This window comes from Marinobacter sp. M5B, assembly GCF_042604615.1.
Taxonomy (GTDB): Bacteria; Pseudomonadota; Gammaproteobacteria; order Pseudomonadales; family Oleiphilaceae; genus Marinobacter; species Marinobacter salarius.
In genome coordinates, this window is sequence record NZ_CP156894.1 from 3,273,659 (window position 1) to 3,291,175 (window position 17,517).

15 protein-coding genes are annotated in these 17,517 nt (G+C 58.1%); 9 read left to right on the forward strand and 6 right to left on the reverse strand.

Going from position 1 to position 17,517, the window contains the following annotated elements:
- Positions 1-53: 53 nt before the first annotated feature.
- The 5 genes from AAGD24_RS14820 to AAGD24_RS14840 all read right to left on the reverse strand — a co-directional run bounded on the left by AAGD24_RS14820 (position 54) and on the right by AAGD24_RS14840 (position 6,723).
- Positions 54-1,694: a methyl-accepting chemotaxis protein gene (locus AAGD24_RS14820; RefSeq protein WP_085679710.1), complete on the reverse strand. Its 1,641-nt coding sequence runs from the start codon at positions 1,692-1,694 to the stop codon at positions 54-56.
- 234 nt (positions 1,695-1,928) lie between these two features.
- The gene (locus AAGD24_RS14825; RefSeq protein ID WP_228209880.1) at positions 1,929-3,959 is read right to left on the reverse strand and encodes a PhoX family phosphatase; all 2,031 of its coding nucleotides are present in this window, start codon (positions 3,957-3,959) and stop codon (positions 1,929-1,931) included.
- A gap of 152 nt (positions 3,960-4,111) precedes the next feature.
- Entirely contained in the window at positions 4,112-4,414 is a 303-nt protein-coding gene (locus tag AAGD24_RS14830; RefSeq protein ID WP_228209881.1) for a hypothetical protein, read from the reverse strand.
- Positions 4,415-4,548: 134 nt separating this feature from the next.
- The gene (locus AAGD24_RS14835) at positions 4,549-4,809 is read right to left on the reverse strand and encodes a hypothetical protein (RefSeq protein WP_041332374.1); all 261 of its coding nucleotides are present in this window, start codon (positions 4,807-4,809) and stop codon (positions 4,549-4,551) included.
- Positions 4,810-4,920: 111 nt separating this feature from the next.
- A complete protein-coding gene (locus tag AAGD24_RS14840) occupies positions 4,921-6,723 on the reverse strand; it encodes an acyl-CoA dehydrogenase (protein ID WP_379865508.1) in 1,803 nt (600 codons plus the stop codon).
- A 270-nt stretch (positions 6,724-6,993) separates the two neighbouring features.
- Here AAGD24_RS14840 and AAGD24_RS14845 point away from each other — a divergent pair, with 270 nt between their 5' ends.
- Positions 6,994-7,989, forward strand: coding sequence for a GlxA family transcriptional regulator (locus tag AAGD24_RS14845; RefSeq protein WP_379865510.1), 996 nt, complete (start codon positions 6,994-6,996; stop codon positions 7,987-7,989).
- Positions 7,990-8,103: 114 nt separating this feature from the next.
- Positions 8,104-8,268, forward strand: a complete 165-nt coding sequence (locus tag AAGD24_RS14850; protein WP_007154474.1) for a hypothetical protein — start codon at positions 8,104-8,106, stop codon at positions 8,266-8,268.
- A gap of 89 nt (positions 8,269-8,357) precedes the next feature.
- Here AAGD24_RS14850 and AAGD24_RS14855 read toward each other — a convergent pair whose 3' ends face one another.
- Positions 8,358-10,412, reverse strand: coding sequence for an FAD-dependent oxidoreductase (locus AAGD24_RS14855; RefSeq protein WP_379865512.1), 2,055 nt, complete (start codon positions 10,410-10,412; stop codon positions 8,358-8,360).
- Between the two features lie 114 nt (positions 10,413-10,526).
- Between AAGD24_RS14855 and AAGD24_RS14860 the strand changes: the two genes are divergently transcribed.
- From AAGD24_RS14860 to AAGD24_RS14890, 7 genes are all read left to right on the forward strand, one after another.
- Positions 10,527-11,339 carry a crotonase/enoyl-CoA hydratase family protein gene (locus AAGD24_RS14860; protein WP_075197056.1) on the forward strand — a complete coding sequence of 271 codons (813 nt, stop codon included), beginning with the start codon at positions 10,527-10,529 and terminating at the stop codon, positions 11,337-11,339.
- 309 nt (positions 11,340-11,648) lie between these two features.
- Entirely contained in the window at positions 11,649-14,456 is a 2,808-nt protein-coding gene (locus tag AAGD24_RS14865) for a monovalent cation/H+ antiporter subunit A (protein ID WP_136634037.1), read from the forward strand.
- A complete protein-coding gene (locus AAGD24_RS14870; RefSeq protein WP_075197054.1) occupies positions 14,456-14,827 on the forward strand; it encodes a Na+/H+ antiporter subunit C in 372 nt (123 codons plus the stop codon). Before AAGD24_RS14865 ends, AAGD24_RS14870 begins: the two co-directional genes overlap by 1 nt.
- On the forward strand, positions 14,824-16,341 hold the full coding sequence (locus tag AAGD24_RS14875) for a monovalent cation/H+ antiporter subunit D (RefSeq protein WP_075197053.1): 1,518 nt from the start codon (positions 14,824-14,826) through the stop codon (positions 16,339-16,341). The genes AAGD24_RS14870 and AAGD24_RS14875 overlap by 4 nt, the downstream gene beginning before the upstream one ends.
- Positions 16,341-16,829: a Na+/H+ antiporter subunit E gene (locus AAGD24_RS14880; protein ID WP_379865514.1), complete on the forward strand. Its 489-nt coding sequence runs from the start codon at positions 16,341-16,343 to the stop codon at positions 16,827-16,829. The genes AAGD24_RS14875 and AAGD24_RS14880 overlap by 1 nt, the downstream gene beginning before the upstream one ends.
- Positions 16,826-17,095: a K+/H+ antiporter subunit F gene (locus AAGD24_RS14885; protein WP_085679689.1), complete on the forward strand. Its 270-nt coding sequence runs from the start codon at positions 16,826-16,828 to the stop codon at positions 17,093-17,095. The genes AAGD24_RS14880 and AAGD24_RS14885 overlap by 4 nt, the downstream gene beginning before the upstream one ends.
- Positions 17,096-17,134: 39 nt before the next feature.
- Positions 17,135-17,467 (forward strand): Na+/H+ antiporter subunit G, encoded by a 333-nt coding sequence (locus AAGD24_RS14890; protein WP_085679686.1) that lies wholly within the window; start codon positions 17,135-17,137, stop codon positions 17,465-17,467.
- Positions 17,468-17,517 lie beyond the last annotated feature (50 nt).

Consider the following 17,517-nt stretch of genomic DNA (forward strand, 5'->3'; position numbering starts at 1 on the left):
TGGCTCCACACCCGCAGTGTATCACAGCAACAGGAGCCGGAAACCGCTGGAACTTAGCGGTTGTCCGGTTTGTAACCCAGGCGGAAGCCACCCCAGTGCTTGCCATTCACGTAGATCGGCACTGACAGGTCATGCATAACCTCGCCAGTATCCCGGCGGTAGGTCTGTAGCAGCATATTCTGGGTATGGCTGCCACACCGAGCGCCGGTGCGGTCGTTAAACAGCCGTTTGCTGCGACTCTTTACCAGATCCACTTTCGGGTCGCCCGTTGGCGCATGGGCGAAATCACGGTTGTGGGTCGGCACATAGCCATCCGGCGCGGCGGCAATCGCGAAGACCATCGACGGGTGGGCCCCTTTCACCGCTTCCTGAACGGTGGGCAGTTGCTGATCGGTGAACCGATCAAAGCTGCTGGAATACTTCTGTGGATCGGTCTTGGGAATGGGGGTTCTTTGCTTATCAAACAGGGCGCTTTCTGCCAGTTGCCCATCGCGAACCGCTTTTTCAAAGAGCTTTCCAATCCGGTCCGCACCCTGCCGGGCCTGGTCGTAGAAGAAGCGGTGATAGCTTTCATCGCTGTTCAACGCAAATGCCGCGTTGGCCTCTTCCGCCAGTTCCATCAGTGTCGCTGCCTGCTGGGCAAGCGACGCAACGCTGGTATCGCTCTCGGTAATCTGATCCCGAACCGTTTCAATGGCCGACGATACCTGCTGCAGGCTCTGCTCGTTGTTCTGGTCAATCTCGGCAATGCGCGCCACCTGCTGCTGCACACGGTCAGACTGATCACGAATCTGATCAAGGCGCTCGCCAACGCTTTCAACTGACTCCAAGCCGGATTCAACGCTCTTGGCCAGGTCCTCGATCCGCGAAACAATCAGGGAGGTATCGGAACGTATTTCCTGCAGCGTTTCGGCCACCTCACCGGTTGCCTGCGCGGTTCGCCCGGCCAATTGCCTGACCTCGTCGGCAACCACCGCAAAGCCCCGCCCCTGGTCGCCGGCACGAGCGGCTTCAATTGCCGCGTTCAAGGCCAGCAGGTTGGTTTGTTCCGCGATGCCCTGAATGGTGGTGGTGACACCCTGGATCTTGTTGGATTTCTCGTTCAGTTCCTGAATTAATCTGAGGTTCTCGCTGGACTGCTCGTGCACGGCTCGCACGCTATTGATGGCAGAGGTCAGCGCATCACGGCCCTCAACGCTCACCTGACGGTTCTGCAGAGCCATGGTCGCAGCATCGGTGGCCTGCTGGGCGGATTCACGCACACTCTCGGTAATCTGACCCGCGTACTCCGCCATCTGTGCAGTTTCACTGACCTGTCGATCCAGGCGGTTTTTTAGTTGGTCGGCCGCGTGGGACACCTGGGCCGCAGAAATGGCACTTTTATCGGCACTGCCGGACAGGGTTTCCACCAGTGCCCGCCCTGCTTTGGCGTCCGCAAGGAGGCTTGCACACTGTTTGCCCAGCGGACTATCCGCTGGCAGCTTACCGGCGTTGAGCTGCTTGATGGAACGTTCAACCGGTTCCAGAACGCGTAACACCAGATACGCGGTGGCGACGACCAGGCCAATAACCACGCCCGCCACCAGCGACGCGCTATCCAACCCTATCAACGGCGCCACCAGGAAAGCCCCAAAGGCGACGACAACGGCGACTGACACCCCCACAACCAGAACAGGCCGACTGAGCAAACCCATATCCACCTCTTTATTTTCATTATTAGTGAATGCATCTTTTTTGACGATTACTCGTGAGAGTAAAGAATTGACCTTTACTTATAACTGCTACTTTAGTTGACCAATACTGGTTTTACGGCAGATCGATGAAAAACTGAAACAAAAAAGCCGTAACGCCGGAGACGTCCTGTTGGAAGAATCCGGCGTTACGGCTGGCTCTTGTCGGTGTGCGCCCGTGGCGCCTCTATCAGGCGATCAGGCGCCTATCACACCGCCATCGTCCTTGGTTACGATAACAGTGGCGTCGCGGGGACGGGACTCGGCCGCGTTCGGCCAGTTACCATCCGGGTGCTGGATGTTCACGAACATGGTCTTAACGTCCGGTGTGCTGACAACGCCAGTTACTTCACAACCTTGGGGCCCGACGAAGAAGCGCTTGATTTCGCGTGTCTCCGGATTGGCGGCCAGCATCATGTTGTTGAAGTACGGGTCAGCATCAGAGCCATCGGTCTGGATCCACAGCCGGCCATTGTAGTCAAACCAGAGGCCATCCGGGCTGTTGAAAATATTATCATCGTTCAGGGAGACGACGGCCTCACCATCGACAACAGTTTCCGTACCCTGCTCGCCGGCGAAGACAAAGATGTCCCAGTCAAAGCTGGTAGCCGTGTGATCGCTACCTTCTTCAGTCCAGCGAATGATGTGGCCGGTGGCATTGGGAGAGTTCGGGTTGGCGGCGTTGACGTCGTCGAACCCTGGCTGGCCCCGGTTCGAGTTGTTTGTCAGGGTGAAATAGACCTCGCCAGAGTTGGGATCAACGGCACCCCACTCCGGGCGGTCCATCGTCGTAGCGCCGGCAATATCGGCTGCGAGGCGGGTATTCAGCAGAACATCAGCCTGGTTCTCAAAACCGTCGAACTGGATATCGCCGACCATGCCGCCTTCAGCCGCAGCAATCTTGCTGGCGAAATCCGCGTCGTCCAGATCCAGCGCCAGCCAGTCACCAGAGCCATCCTCGTTGAAGCGGGCAACGTACAGGGTACCCTCATCCAACAGGTAGCCACCGGCCGTCGCGGCGTAGTAGGGCTGAGACGACACAAACTTGTAGATGTACTCGAAACGGGAATCGTCACCGGAGTAACACACCACCGGCTCACCTTCCTTCGCCGGCGCAAAGATGACGCCCTCGTGACCAAAGCGTCCCAACGCAGTGCGTTTCTGGGGCTTGCTTTCCGGCGTAAACGGATCAATTTCAACCATGAAGCCGTAGGTGTTGGCTTCGTTGCGATAATCATCTGTAGCCGCCGCTCCGGTCGTGCTCACATTGAACCGCACATATTGGTCGGCCGCACTGTCTGCCAACTCCCAGTCGTATCGGCTGGAGCTGCCAACACCATGTCTGGTCTGCTCGCGAGGCTGGGTCGCATCGCTATTGGCAAAGTAACCGTGCCAATTCTCTTCTGCGGCCAGATAGGTGCCCCAGGGCGTTGGGCCCATCGCACAGTTGTTCAGGGTGCCGCGAGTTTCGGTCGCGTCGGGACTGTAGGTTGTGACCAGCTTGCTGTAACCACGTACCGGGCCACGAATGTCCATCTCGGTGTTGCCGGTAATGCGACGATTGAATGGGCTGCCGAAGACGACGTCCCAGGTACCGTCGGTGTCACGCTTGATGTGAACGACAGACACACCGTGAGCGGCAATTTCCTTGCGAACCTCATCGGCGGGTCGCACGCCACCGTTATCAGCAGCATTGGTCGGGCCATTGGCATGAATGAAGTCCTGCTCGATGTACTCATGGTTCATCACCAACAGGCCTTCCGTTGAGCTGTTGCCACCGGCCTTCTGGTCAATCGGGAAGAAATGGAGACCATCGTGGTGCATTCCAACCTGCTGTTCCTGATCGGCACCGGTATTGGTGCCATCGGCTTTATACTCGGGATAGGATCCGGTGATCGGGGTGCCCCAGGGAAGAAAAGCCACGGATGAGTAACCCTCGGGAACAACGACTTCATTGTCGCTGGATACGGCAACCGCCTTGAAACCAAGATCCGTATTGGCGGAACTTCCCCCTGTGGAGGAACCGTTGTCATCGTCGTCATCACTGCCACAGCCAGCCAGGCCCAACCCCATAACGCTGGCCAACGCGGCGCCAACGGAACCTTTCATAACGGTACGGCGCTGCATACGGGCCGCGAGGACCTGATGAAAGGGCGTGTTGCTTGAATGGTTGACGACGGGCTCGTAATTGGGATCCAGGTAGTTGGGATCCAGGTCATGCTTTGCCATGGTCCTGCTCTCTCTCGGGTGGGTTATTGGTTTTCGAGAGAACAGTGTCGGTGGGTTAGGTGACAGATTTCAGACAGTAAAAAGACAGTTTCTTTAACAATTTCTTACAACCAAAAAAGCCTGCCCATAAAGGGCAGGCCACAGACGCAATCTTATTGCATGGAGTCGCCGGCTTCCTCAGCGGCTTCGCCCATTTCCTCACCGGTCTCTTCCATTGCTTCGCCAGTTTCTTCGGCGGCATCTCCAGCAGCGTCCTTGGTTTCGTCCCAGGCGCTGTCATTCTGGCCGGTGGCATCTTCGTAGGTCTCTTCGACCGCATCGCCAGCGTCATCCGCCATTTCCTCAACGTTGTCGCCGGCTTCCTCGAGATCGACGCCTTCGTTGTCATCCTGGCTGCAGGCCGCAAGGCCCAGCGTCAGCAGCAGTGCCAGTGCGCTCAGTGTCAGCTTGTTCATAACTGTGTCCTTTCTTTGGCGTGTGAAAACAACAGCGACAAGTCTACGGCCGTGACGGAGCGGGCACAATTACTTGGGAATTACGTTTTTGTTAGCAGCGACAATAAGTTAGCGAAAGCAATAACCTGTAGCCATTAATTGGCTCCGGCTACGACCTTACCGTCCAGTGTCAGCACGTGATCAAGGCGAACCATGTGCCCCCGCCCAAGAAAAACAAACTCCTGGCCAGCGCGACTGAAGAGATCGCGGATGACATCGTGGGTCGTACAGATCTGACCGGCATCGTCGCGATAGACAATCTCGGCCAGTTTTGAAGAGGTCAGATACTCCCGGAGCAAACTGTGAATTTCACAGCGTACCGGGCGATAGGCATTGGAGGCGTGTCCCGACGTCATGGCAGCTTCTTCCCTGTGGATGCAGCAGGATAGGAAAGCGCCCCGGTACGCTGAAACCTGCGTTCCGGGGCCAGCCTACAGTCTGGTTTAGATTGTGTCAGTCCGCCAGTTTCAGAACCACTCCGACTTCATGTTCATGCAGGTGTCGTCCTGGTTGCGGAGCAGCACCAGATCCTGTGCCACAGTAGGCAACTCCCAATGGAAGAAGTACTGGGCGGCCTGCAGCTTGCCCTGGTAGAAGTTCCTTTCTTCGTCGCTGTTGGCAGAACCGAGGGCCTTGGCGGCGGCGTTGGCCTGACGCAGCCACATCCAGGATACGATGATATGTCCGAACAAGTGCAGGTAGCAGGACGCGTTGGCCAACACCCGGTCGGGATCCTCCGACATCAGGGATTTACCCAGACTCTGGGTCACTTTCACTGCTTGCTGCAGGGTTTCACTGAGGGACAGCGCCCATTGCTGGCACCGATCGGTGGTGGCGGCTTCCAGGTCCACCTGCATTTCCTGCATCAGCAACTGCAGGCCGTGGCTCTGATCCTGCCAGATCTTACGACCCAGCAGGTCCAGCGCCTGGATGCCGTTGGTGCCTTCGTGAATCGGGTTCAGGCGATTATCCCGCCAGCACTGCTCCACCGGGTATTCCCGGGTGTAACCGGCACCGCCATAGACCTGGATTGCCAGGTCGTTGGCCTTCGGGCCGAACTCGGATGGCCAGGCCTTGATGACTGGCGTTAGCAGATCCAGCAACTTGCCGGCTTCCATCCGCTTCTGCTCGTCCGGATGGGTGTGCTGGTCGTCCATCAGGCGTGCGCCGTATAGGCACAGCGCCAGGCCACCTTCACTGTAGGCTTTCTGGGCCAGCAGCATGCGTCGCACATCGGCATGCTCAATGATGGGAACCTGGGGTGCCTCCGGGTTCTTTTCTGACGGCTTGCGGCCCTGCAGGCGGTCCTTGGCGTATTCCAGACTGTGATTGTAGCCACGATAACCAATCACGGCGGCGCCGAAGCCGACGCCCACACGGGCTTCGTTCATCATCTGGAACATGTACTTCAGGCCCTGGTGGGGCTCGCCCACCAGATAGCCATGGCAGGGTGCGTCGTCACCAAAACTGAGCGCCGTTGACGTGGTCCCGCGGTAGCCCAGCTTGTGAATCAGGCCGGCCAGGTTCACGCCGTTACGTTCAGTCGCGTGGCCTTCTTCATCCACGATGAATTTCGGCACGATAAACAGGGAGATGCCTTTTACACCTGCCGGGGCGCCTTTGACCTTCGCCAGCACCATGTGAACGATGTTTTCGGTGAGGGACTGTTCGCCGCCGGAGATGTAGATCTTGGCGCCTTTGATCAGGTAATGACCGTCGTCAGTCGGCGTGGCGGAGGTGCGGATATCAGCCAGTGACGAGCCGGCGTGGGGCTCGGTCAGGGCCATTGTGCCGGTGAAGCGGCCGCTGAGCATGTGTGGCAGGAAGGTGCTTTTCTGCTGGTCGTTGCCGAACACGCGGATCAGGTTGGCGGCAGCGGTGGTGAGGAACGGGTAACCCGCAGTGCCCGGGTTAGCGGCGGTGAAGAAGCCGTTACACGCTGCCATGACAGATTCGGGGAGTTGCATGCCACCCAGTTCGTAGTCGTAGCGCCCGGCAATGAAGCCGGCATCGGCGTAGGCGTCAAAGGCTTCTTTGACCTGAGGCAGCATTTCCACCTGGCCGTCGACGAATTTTGGCTCGTCTTTGTCGGCGGCGCTGTTGTGGGTAGCGAATTTGTCACGGGCGATTTTGTCGGCGGTTTCGATGACGGCGTCGAAGGTGTCGCGGCTGTGTTCGCTAAAGCGCTCGCGTTCGCTGAGGCTTTCGGTGTCGAGTACTTCGTAGAGTTGGAACGCCAGGTCGCGGCGGTCAATCAGGGTGTCGGTCATTTCGGGTCTCCTGTTTATGGCGTATAGCCTCTCATACGGTTGTTTTTGTTGAAACCGGCGTTAATGACATAATCATGGTTAAAATTGCCACTTTTATTCCAGGTCTCCTTTTGTGAATGCGCGGCTTGTGGTGCTCGGCAGACGGGCACCAACCGGGAAGACCCTCCCGGGACACGCGGTGAATACGTCCGTGTACGCTTGACGGCAGCATCCTTGCTGCCGACAGTCCCGGGAGGGTCTTCCCGGCTGGCGCCCTGATTTGGAGGTGGTATGCGAACGGTTTCTGTTATTGGGTTTGATGGGGCGCTTGCCAGTGCGATTACGGGGGTTATCGACCTGTTTCGACTGGCGGGGGTAACCTGGGCACGCATCAACGATACGCCTCCGGAGCAGCAGTTCACCACTCAATTGCTGACCGAGGGTGGTCGGCCCTGTCGGTGTATCAATGGGATAACATTGATGGCCGATGGGGACTGGCGGGACATTCCCACCGGTAATTCGCAGGCAGACCTGGTCATTGTTCCCACGATTGGCGCGCCGATTGCGCAGGTTCTGAAGGCCAATCCCGGGTTGGTTGACTGGCTCGGCGGCTTTCGGGAGGCGCCAACCGGACAGGTCCGCTTGGCCAGTAACTGCACGGGGGCGTTTCTGCTGGCGGAGGCCGGGTTGCTGGACGGGCGGCAGGCGACGACGCACTGGGGGTTCAGCAACCAGTTCAGAAAACGCTTTCCCGGGGTAGACCTGCAGCCGGAAAAGCTGATTACAGTGGATGGGCACATTGCCTGTGCCGGCGGTGGTATGGCGTGGTGGGATCTGGGGGTGTATCTGGTGGAACGCTACGCCGGGGCGAAGGTGGCGCGTGAACTGGCGAAGGCGTTTGTTATTGATGCCGGGCGGACCAGCCAGGCGCCTTATGGAGCGCTACAGGCCCGGCGCTATCATTCCGATGCCGCGATTCTGAAACTGCAGGACTGGCTGGATGTGAACTACACCCGGCCGGTGACGCTGCAAGCCCTTGCCGCATTCGCCGATCTAACGGAGCGTTCGCTGATTCGTCGGTTCAAAGCGGCAACCGGGGACACCCCCACCAGTTACCTGCAGATTCTGAGAATAGAGGCGGCCCGGCAGCATCTGGAGAATTCGCGGGTGGCGGTTGAAGAAGTCACGCGGCTGGTCGGTTATGAAGATGTCAGTTCGTTCAGCCGCCTGTTCAGGAAGCATACCGGCCTGGCGCCCGGCATTTATCGGGCGAGATTCGGAAGGTAACCCGAGCCTGAGCGCTTTTGGCCCGGGTTATGCTTAGTTTTCAATACAAGGCCAAAAGCCGAGGCAAAACGTAAAAATAACTGACACAGGCTACTCCCTGTGGAGGGTAATACCATGAACGCACCGCAAAAAAACCAGCAATGCGCACTGCTCAGTCGCCTTTACGACATGAAGCAGAAACAGCTACTTCAGGCCAGCCAGCAGGCCGATAGCCTTCGCTATCGGGTTTTGTCCGCCGAGGCAGACGCCATCAGCGAGGCTCTGAAAGCCATTCGGTAACCCGGGTCAGTCACCGTAACGATGACTGACGCCAAAACGGGTCACAAATGATCAAGATGATCACTTTATGACCAAAATTGTCCACCCGGTCATATCCGGGCAGCCACTTCCGTCCCCTGCCGAATAGCACGCTTGGCGTCCAGCTCTTCGGCCACGTCCGCACCACCTATCAGGTGGGTCTGAATACCCCGATTGACCAAATCATCAAACAACGCCCGGAATGGCTCCTGACCTGCGCATATGATGACGTTGTCTACCGCCAGAACCTTACTCTCCGTGACCTTACCGTCCTTGTCGGAGAGCGTGATATGCAGACCGTCATCATCAATCTTCTCGTAACTACACCCTCTCAGCATCTCAACGTCACGGTGCTTGAGGCTGTTGCGATGTACCCAGCCAGAGGTCTTGCCCAGACCACCGCCGACTTTGCTGGTTTTCCGCTGCATCAGGTAGATCTTGCGGGGTGACGATGTCGGCTTGCGCTCAGCCAGGCCGCCGGGCCCGTCGAATTGCGGATCAACGCCCCACTCAGCCTGCCAGTCTGCCATGCTGACCTGCTCTCCCTCGGGGTGATGACCGAATTCGTGAGTGAGGAACTCGCTGACATCGAAGCCGATACCACCGGCACCTATCACCGCTACCGACTGGCCTACCGGCTTGTTGTGGCGCAGAACATCGAGGTAACCGAGCACCTTCGGGTGGTCGATACCATCAATTCTTGGCGTACGCGGTTTCACGCCCGTGGCGATGATCACATCGTCAAAGCCCTGCTCTCCCAATACATCGGCATCCACGCGGGTATTGAGCTTCAGTTCAATACCCAGGATTTCGATCTGGCGCTGGTAGTAACGCAGCGTTTCATAGAACTCTTCCTTCCCGGGGATGCGCTTGGCGTAGTTGAACTGGCCGCCAATTTTGTCATCCGCTTCAAACAGCGTCACTTTGTGACCCCGCTTGGCGGCAGTGGTCGCGGCGGCCAAACCGGCAGGACCGGCTCCGACCACCGCCACGCGGCGGCTGACCGGAGCCACCGTCAGGACCAGTTCGGTTTCGTGACAGGCGCGCGGGTTCACCAGGCAGGACGCCCGCTTGAGCTGGAACACGTGATCCAGACAGGCCTGGTTGCAGGCAATACAGGTGTTGATTTCGTCGCTACGGTTCTGCTCGGCCTTGCGCACAAATTCCGAATCCGCCAGAAATGGCCGCGCCATGGACACCATATCCGCCTTGCCCGCCGCGAGGATTTCCTCGCCTTTTTCCGGGGTGTTGATGCGGTTGGTGGTGCACACGGGAATGTCCACTTCGCCGTAAAACTTGGCGGTCACATCCGCAAAACCGCCCCGTGGCACCGACGTCACGATCGTTGGCACTCGGGCTTCGTGCCAGCCGATACCGGTATTGATAATGGTGGCACCGGCTTTTTCGATGGCCTTGCCCAATTGCACCACCTGGTCCCAGGTCTGCCCGCCTTCTACAAGGTCCAGCATCGACAGGCGGTAAATGATAATGAACTCGGGGCCGACCGCTTCCCGCATGCGGCGAACGATCTCCACCGGCAACTGCATGCGGTTCTCGAACGGTCCGCCCCATTTGTCAGTACGCTTATTGGTTCTCTCACACAGGAACTGGTTAATGAAATACCCTTCCGATCCCATAACCTCAACGCCGTCATAACGGGCCAGTTTCGCCAGTTTCGCGGCGCTGACGAAGTCATCAATCTGCTTATCGACCCCCTTGGTGGAGAGCGCGCGAGCTTTGAACGGCGTAATCGGCGCCTTGGTGGCCGAGGCGGATACGCTGAACGGCTGGTAGCCATAGCGACCGGCATGAAGCAGTTGCAGGCAGATCTTGCCGCCAGCGTCATGAACTTCACTGGTGACATGACGGTGAAGCATGGCGGTGCCACGATGGTTCATGGTGGACGCCAGGGGCGAAAGCTGGCCGACAAAGTTGGGTGAAAAGCCCCCGGTAACCATCAGCCCCACTCCGCCTTCCGCACGCTCGGCAAAATAACGGGCAAGCTTGTGGATGTTCCAGAACCGGTCTTCCAGGCCAGTATGCATGGAGCCCATAAGCACGCGGTTTTTCAACTCGGTGAAACCCAGGTCGAGGGGTTTCAGCAGGTTCGGATAGGCTGCGGTCATGTTGTTTCTCTTTGATTGGTCGTCTGGTCGTCTCGTCTCATGCGGACGTTTTCATCAGGAGGCAACATGGTAGCATAGCGGCCTACGACTAACGTATGACATGGAACCCACACTATGAGCACACGCGATTCTGAACGGGTACTGATCACGATTGAGGACGGTATCGCCATCGTGACCCTGAACCGGCCGGATAAATACAACGGTCTGGACATGCCCATGTTCGAGGCGATCACCAGGGCGGCCAAAACCCTGAAGAAAGACCGCAGTGTGCGCGCCATCATACTGAACGGTGCCGGAGACGCTTTCTGCTCCGGGCTGGATGTGAAGACCGTGTCGAAGAATCCGGTGAATTTCCTCAAGCTGCTGGTCAAACCTGGCCGCAGGATCAGCAACCTTGCCCAGAATGTCGGTTATTTATGGCGGGATGTGCCGGCACCGGTAATTGCGGTTACCCATGGCTACTGTTTCGGTGGTGGTTTCCAGATTGCGCTGGGTGCCGACTTTCGGTTTTCCACCAGCGACTGCGAATTCTCCATCATGGAGAGCAAGTGGGGGCTGATCCCAGACATGAGCCTGACGGTGACCCTGCGGGAACTGGTGCCCATTGATCTGGCCAAGGAACTGACCATGACCGCGCGACGATTCGACGGCACGGAAGCAAAAGCCATGGGCCTGGTCAGCCGCGTTAGCGACGATCCCATGGCAGAAGCAATGAACTTCGCCCGCGAGCTGGCCGAGCGCTCGCCAGACGCCGTCGCCGCCAGCAAGCTGTTGTTCAACCGCAGCTGGAACGCCACCGACAGAACCGCACTGGACTGGGAAACAAAGCTGCAGAAGAAGGTACTCGGGCGGGCTAACCAGCGCATTGCCGTTGCCCGGAATTCCGGCTCTCCCGACAAACCCTACCAGGACCGCCGTGATTTCTGAACGCGGATAAATGGTCAGCGTACTTGACCTGCGTAGACGGCCACGTATCATCAGCCAGGGTAACTGATTATCGGAGCAACCATGACGACCGCAAGGTCCCTGGCTAATACACATCCCGGCTTTTCACCGGTCGCTGCTGATGCAAAGAAGCATCGCGGCAGCTTGCCCTACTTCCCGGATCCACCCCATCACTGCTGATATCCTGGCCACCATTCATATGGTTGCCCGTGCAAGCACGGACACCGGGGGCTAAACTCAGGCAACATTTGCTTCTCCATCCATAAAGAAGAAAGCCAACAAGAGGTTGCGATGTCGCTACCGCTGGTCGTTTTACTGCCGTTTCTGGGAGCCCTGGCGGCTCCGCTGTTCGCCCAGGGCGGACGCACGGCAATTGCTGTCATTTCCTGTGTCCCTGCCATCATTGGATTGGCGGCACTATACCCCCATTGGGCAATCCTGGCCGACGGCGGCATCGTGCAGCACACCACCGAGTGGCTGCCAGCCATCGGGCTGTCTTTCAGCTTTCGCCTGGACGGCCTATCGCTGCTTTTTACCCTGCTGATCCTGATTATCGGGCTATTGATCATCCTGTACGCCCGCTACTACCTGAAGCCCCACGAGAACGTCGGTAAGTTCTACGCGCTTCTGCTGTGCTTCAAAGGCTCCATGCTTGGCATCGTGTTGTCGAGCAACCTGTTGCTGATGATGGTTTTCTGGGAGTTGACCAGCCTGACATCGTTCCTGTTGATCAGCTTCTGGACTCACAAGAAGGACGCCCGCCGCGGGGCAAGGATGGCGCTGGCCGTCACTGGCGGTGGCGGCCTGGCACTGCTGGCAGGCATTCTGCTGATTGGCAACATCGTGGGCAGCTATGAGCTGGAGGACGTTCTCGCCGCCGGGGATCTGATCAAGAACCACAGCATGTACCCGGTGGCACTGACGCTGGTACTGCTGGGCGCGTTCACCAAGTCCGCACAGTTCCCGTTCCACTTCTGGCTACCCCACGCCATGCAGGCGCCGACACCTGTTTCGGCCTATCTGCATTCAGCCACCATGGTGAAAGCCGGCATTTTCCTGATGGCCCGGCTTTACCCGGCCCTCGCCGGCACCGAACAGTGGTTCTACATGGTGAGCTTTACCGGCATGGCCACGCTGCTGATTGGCGCCTATGTCGCCATGTTCAAGCATGATCTGAAAGGCCTCCTGGCTCATTCAACGGTCAGTCATCTTGGCCTGATCACCCTGCTGTTCGGTATGGGGACCCAGCTGGCTGCCGTCGCCGCGGTCTTTCACGTGATCAACCACGCAATATTCAAGGCGTCCCTGTTTATGGCCGCCGGCATTATTGACCATGAGACCGGCACCCGGGACATGCGCAGGATCAATGGCCTCTGGCGCTACATGCCTCATACCGCCACGCTGGCCATGGTGGCAGCAGCGTCGATGGCGGGTGTGCCGCTGCTCAATGGTTTCCTGAGCAAGGAGATGTTCTTCGCCGAAGCCCTGGAACTGAATCTTCCCGGCCTGTGGGCCTATCTGCCTCCGCTTATTGCAACACTGGCCGGCATATTTGCCGTTGCCTACTCGGCGCGGTTCATCCACGACGTGTTTTTCAACGGTCGGCCCGTCAACCTGCCTATCTTTCCGCCCCATGAGCCGCCAAGGTACATGAAGATACCGGTTGAGATCCTGGTCTTCGCCTGCCTGATGGTTGGCATGTTCCCGGCGTTCTCCGTCGGCCCACTGCTCTATGCTGCAGCGTCTGCCACTCTGGGTGGCGACGTTCCCGAGTATCACCTGACGGTTGTTCACGGCTTTAACCTGCCGTTGCTGATGAGTTTTGTGGCCTTCTTCGGGGGCCTGTTGATGTATACCCAGCGCCAGCGGTTTTTCGATTTCCACGCCCGTTTCAAGGAAATTGATGAAAAAGCGGTCTTCGAGGCCATCGTTAGCCGAATTTCGGACACTGCCCATACCGTTACCGCCTACATCGAGAACGGCTCACTGCAGCGCTACACCATGTTGCTGATCGTCAGTGTGATTGCTGTTGCCGTGCTCCCGCTCTGGGACCTGGGGATTGCCATTGGCAGCAATGGGCTCAGCCCGGTGGACTGGCCCACGCTTATCGGTGTTGCCATCCTGGTGGTTGCGGCCCTGGGTACGGCGGCAGTGCATCGTGACCGGTTCTTTGCGCTGGTTTTGCTCAGCGTCGTCGGGCTTCTTGTTGCCCTCGGCTTTGCCCGCTTCTCAGCTCCGGATCTGGCGATGACGCAGTTGTCGGTTGAAGTGGTAACGATTGTCCTGCTGATGCTGGCGCTGTACTACATGCCGTCCTGGACGCCAATCGAGACGCCGAAAGGCCGCCGCATCAGGGATATTCTGATCGCTGGCGCGGCTGGTATCGGTATGACACTCATTACTCTGGCCATGCTGACACAGCCGTTTACGTCCATTTCGGAGTTTTTCCTCGAGAACAGCAAACCCGGCGGCGGTGGCACCAACGTGGTCAACGTCATTCTTGTGGACTTCCGTGGCTTCGATACCCTCGGTGAGATCACGGTTCTGGGCATTGCGGCACTGGGCATTTACGCAATGCTGCGCAATGTCGACCTGACCCCGCCTCCGGGTGACGGCCAGGGCCATCCCTGGACGCGGGATGCGTACCCGATGATGCTGCAGCAGATTGCCAGGCCGATGCTGCCATTGGCCCTGATGATCTCCGCCTATATATTCCTGCGCGGCCACAACATGCCGGGTGGCGGCTTCATCGCCGGATTGATCACTGCGGTGGCGTTGATCCTGCAATACATTGCCAGCGGGATGTCCTGGACCCAGGGCCGTATTTCAATCCGCTACCACAACGTCATCGGCCTGGGGCTGCTGTTTGCACTGATCGCCGGGGCTGGCAGTTTCGCATTCGGCTATCCGTTCCTCACATCCACGTTCGACTACGTTTACTGGCCTGTGGTTGGAAAGTTCGAGGTCGCCTCGGCGCTAATCTTCGATCTCGGCGTCTATCTGACCGTCATCGGCGCCACACTGCTGGCACTGACCAGCGTTGGTCGCCTGTCGCCCCATTCGGCCATCAAGAGTACCAACTATAAGGAGGGCTCATAATGGAGCTTGCATTCGCGGTGGTCATCGGGGCTTTGACTGCCTCCGGGGTTTACCTGATGCTCAGAGCCCGCACCTTTCCCGTTGTGGTGGGCCTGACCATGTTGTCTTACGGCGTTAACCTGTTCCTGTTCTCGTCAGGACGGCTGGCGACCGGTGGCCAGCCCATCATCGGCAGCGCGGAAACCTATTCCGACCCCCTGCCCCAGGCACTGGTGCTGACCGCCATTGTGATCGGTTTCGCCATGACCGCCTTCGTCGTTGTGCTGTCGTTGCGCAGTCTTGCCGACAACAACGACGACCATGTCAACGGCCGCGTTCCAGAACAGGACAGCACTGTGCAAAAGCAGGAGCAGGAGGGCGCCAACACATGAACCACTGGCTGACTGCTCCCATACTGATTCCGCTGATCGGCGGCATATTGCAGGCTTTTATGGGATACGCGCCCATCGCCTTGAGGCGGACGCTCGCCATTGCCACCACAGTGCTGATGCTCGTTGCTGCGATCGTCCTTCTTGTTCTCGCCGACGACGGTAGTTATCGCCTCTATGCCTTTGGTAACTGGCAACCACCATTCGGTATCGTTTTGGTGCTGGACCGGCTCGCGGCTCTGATGCTCGTCATGACCGCGGTGCTGGCGCTGTTTTGTCACATTTATGCCATCGGTGGTACCGACGAGAGCAGCCGTCAGTTCCACGGGCTGTTCCTTTTTCAGCTACTTGGCCTGAACATCGCCTTCCTCACGGGTGATCTGTTCAATCTCTTCGTTGCGTTCGAGGTTCTGCTGATTGCCTCCTATGGCTTGCTGATGCATGGCGAAGGCACCAGCCGAACCGTTCCTGGCCTGCATTATGTGGTTCTGAATCTCGCGGGCTCTGCCGTCTTCCTGATCGCCGTTGGCATGATTTACAGCGTAACGGGAACACTCAACATGGCAGATCTGGCGGTCAAGATTCCGCAGGTGGCCGAAGAGAACCTTCCCCTGGTGAAAGCCGGCGGCATGATGTTGCTGGTGGTTTTTGGCCTGAAAGCCGCCATCCTGCCGCTCTGCTTCTGGTTACCCGGCGCCTATTCCAACGCCACAGCGCCGGTCGCAGCCTTGTTTGCGGTCATGACCAAGGTGGGTATCTACGCCATTATCCGCGTCTTCACCCTGATCTTTGGCAACCAGGCAGGTGAGCTGTCGGGCCTGGGTATGGACTGGCTCTTCCCATTGGCGCTGATCACTCTGACCATGGGGGTCATCGGGGCCCTGGGTGCCGCGAGCCTGAGGAAACTGATTGCCTGGCAGGTGATTATCTCAGTCGGGACGCTGCTTGCCGCCATTTCGTTTGGCACGGTGGCCGGCACATCCGCTGCATTATTCTATCTGCTCAACACCACCTGGGTGGCCGGTGGCCTGTTCCTGGTGGCCGATCTCGTTGATGGCCAACGTGGCAGCGCCCAGGACAAAATTGTCACTGCGCCACGGATCGCCAACCGCACCTTCCTGAGTGTGCTATTCCTGATGGGGGCGGTGGCTGCCGTGGGCCTGCCGCCCCTCAGTGGATTTTTTGCCAAGTTGCTGATTCTCAAGTCGGCAGTGACCGAGTCGGATGTTGCCTGGCTTTGGAGCGTGTTGCTGATTGGCAGCTTTTTCACGCTGATCGCCTACAGCCGCGCAGGCAGTATCGTGTTCTGGCGCAACGTGGAAGGTCATATTGAAGAACCTCAAAAGCTGACACCATCCCTGTCTGTATCGGCAAGCGCGTTGATTTCTCTGAGTATCGTGATGGTCATCCTGGCAGGGCCAATCAGCCGCTACGCCGAAGATACGGCGGCACAGCTCCATGACACCAGTGCCTACACAGAAATCCTGAGCAAACCCATGGTTGGGGAGGAAAAGTAATGCTTGACCGCCTGAGCTTTCCACAGCCATACCTCAGCCTCATCCTGTTTACCGTCTGGCAGTTCCTGAGTGACGGCGTTTCTGGCGCCAGTGTTGTCATGGGGCTGGTCCTGGCCTGGATAATTCCACAATTGACCCGCGGCTTCTGGCCGGACCCTCCCTTCTTCGCGCGTCCCTGGAAGCTGCCGCCGTATCTGGTCCTTGTCCTCTACGATATCCTGGTGTCCAGCGTTTCCGTCGCCCGCCTGATACTCAGCGGCCGCGACCCCAGGCCGATACTGGTCTCCTATCCCCTGGAGTTGACGCACCCCCTGGCCATTTCCATGCTGGCCAGCACTATTTCCCTGACACCGGGAACCGTCAGCGCCGATGTCAGTGACGACAGAACATTGCTGCTAATCCATGCTCTTGACGCCGAGAGCGACGACGAGGTGATCAACGCGATCCGCACCCGCTACGAGGCACGCCTGAAGGAGATGTTTCAATGATTACCATCGCGCTGTACGTCACCATTGCCATGGTTGTCCTGGCGGCGATACTGAATGTCTATCGACTGATCAAAGGGCCAGATGCACCGGATCGGGTACTGGCGCTGGACACCCTGTACATCAATGCTATCGCGCTGATTGTCCTGCTCGGAATAACGCTGGGTACACGCCTGTATCTTGAAGCCGCATTGCTGATCGCCGTGATGGGCTTCGTCGGTACCGTGGCGATGGCCAAATACCTGAAGCGCGGCAGCGTGATTGAATAACCTACAAGGCAAGCATCCTGTGACCAGAGGTTCCCCGTTATGAGTCCCATTGCCGAATACGCCATTGCACTGTTACTGCTCGTCGGTGGTTTTTTCACCCTGGTCGGCGCCATTGGCCTGGCTCGACTACCTGACTTCTACACACGTCTGCATGGCCCAACGAAGGCCACCACCGTGGGCGTAGGCGCCATTGTGTTGGGCTCAGTCATCTACTTCAGCAGCAAAGGAGAAGGTATAGGCATTGCCGAAGTGCTCATCACCGTGTTCCTTTTCCTGACCGCTCCAGTGAGCGCCAACATACTGGCAAAGGCGGCGATGCATATCGGCGTATCCACAACCGACAACACGCGTGGAAATACCTGGGACCAGTAACGGCAAATTTGTCATTGGAGTTGCACAAAATTCCCGTATAGTAGGCTCCC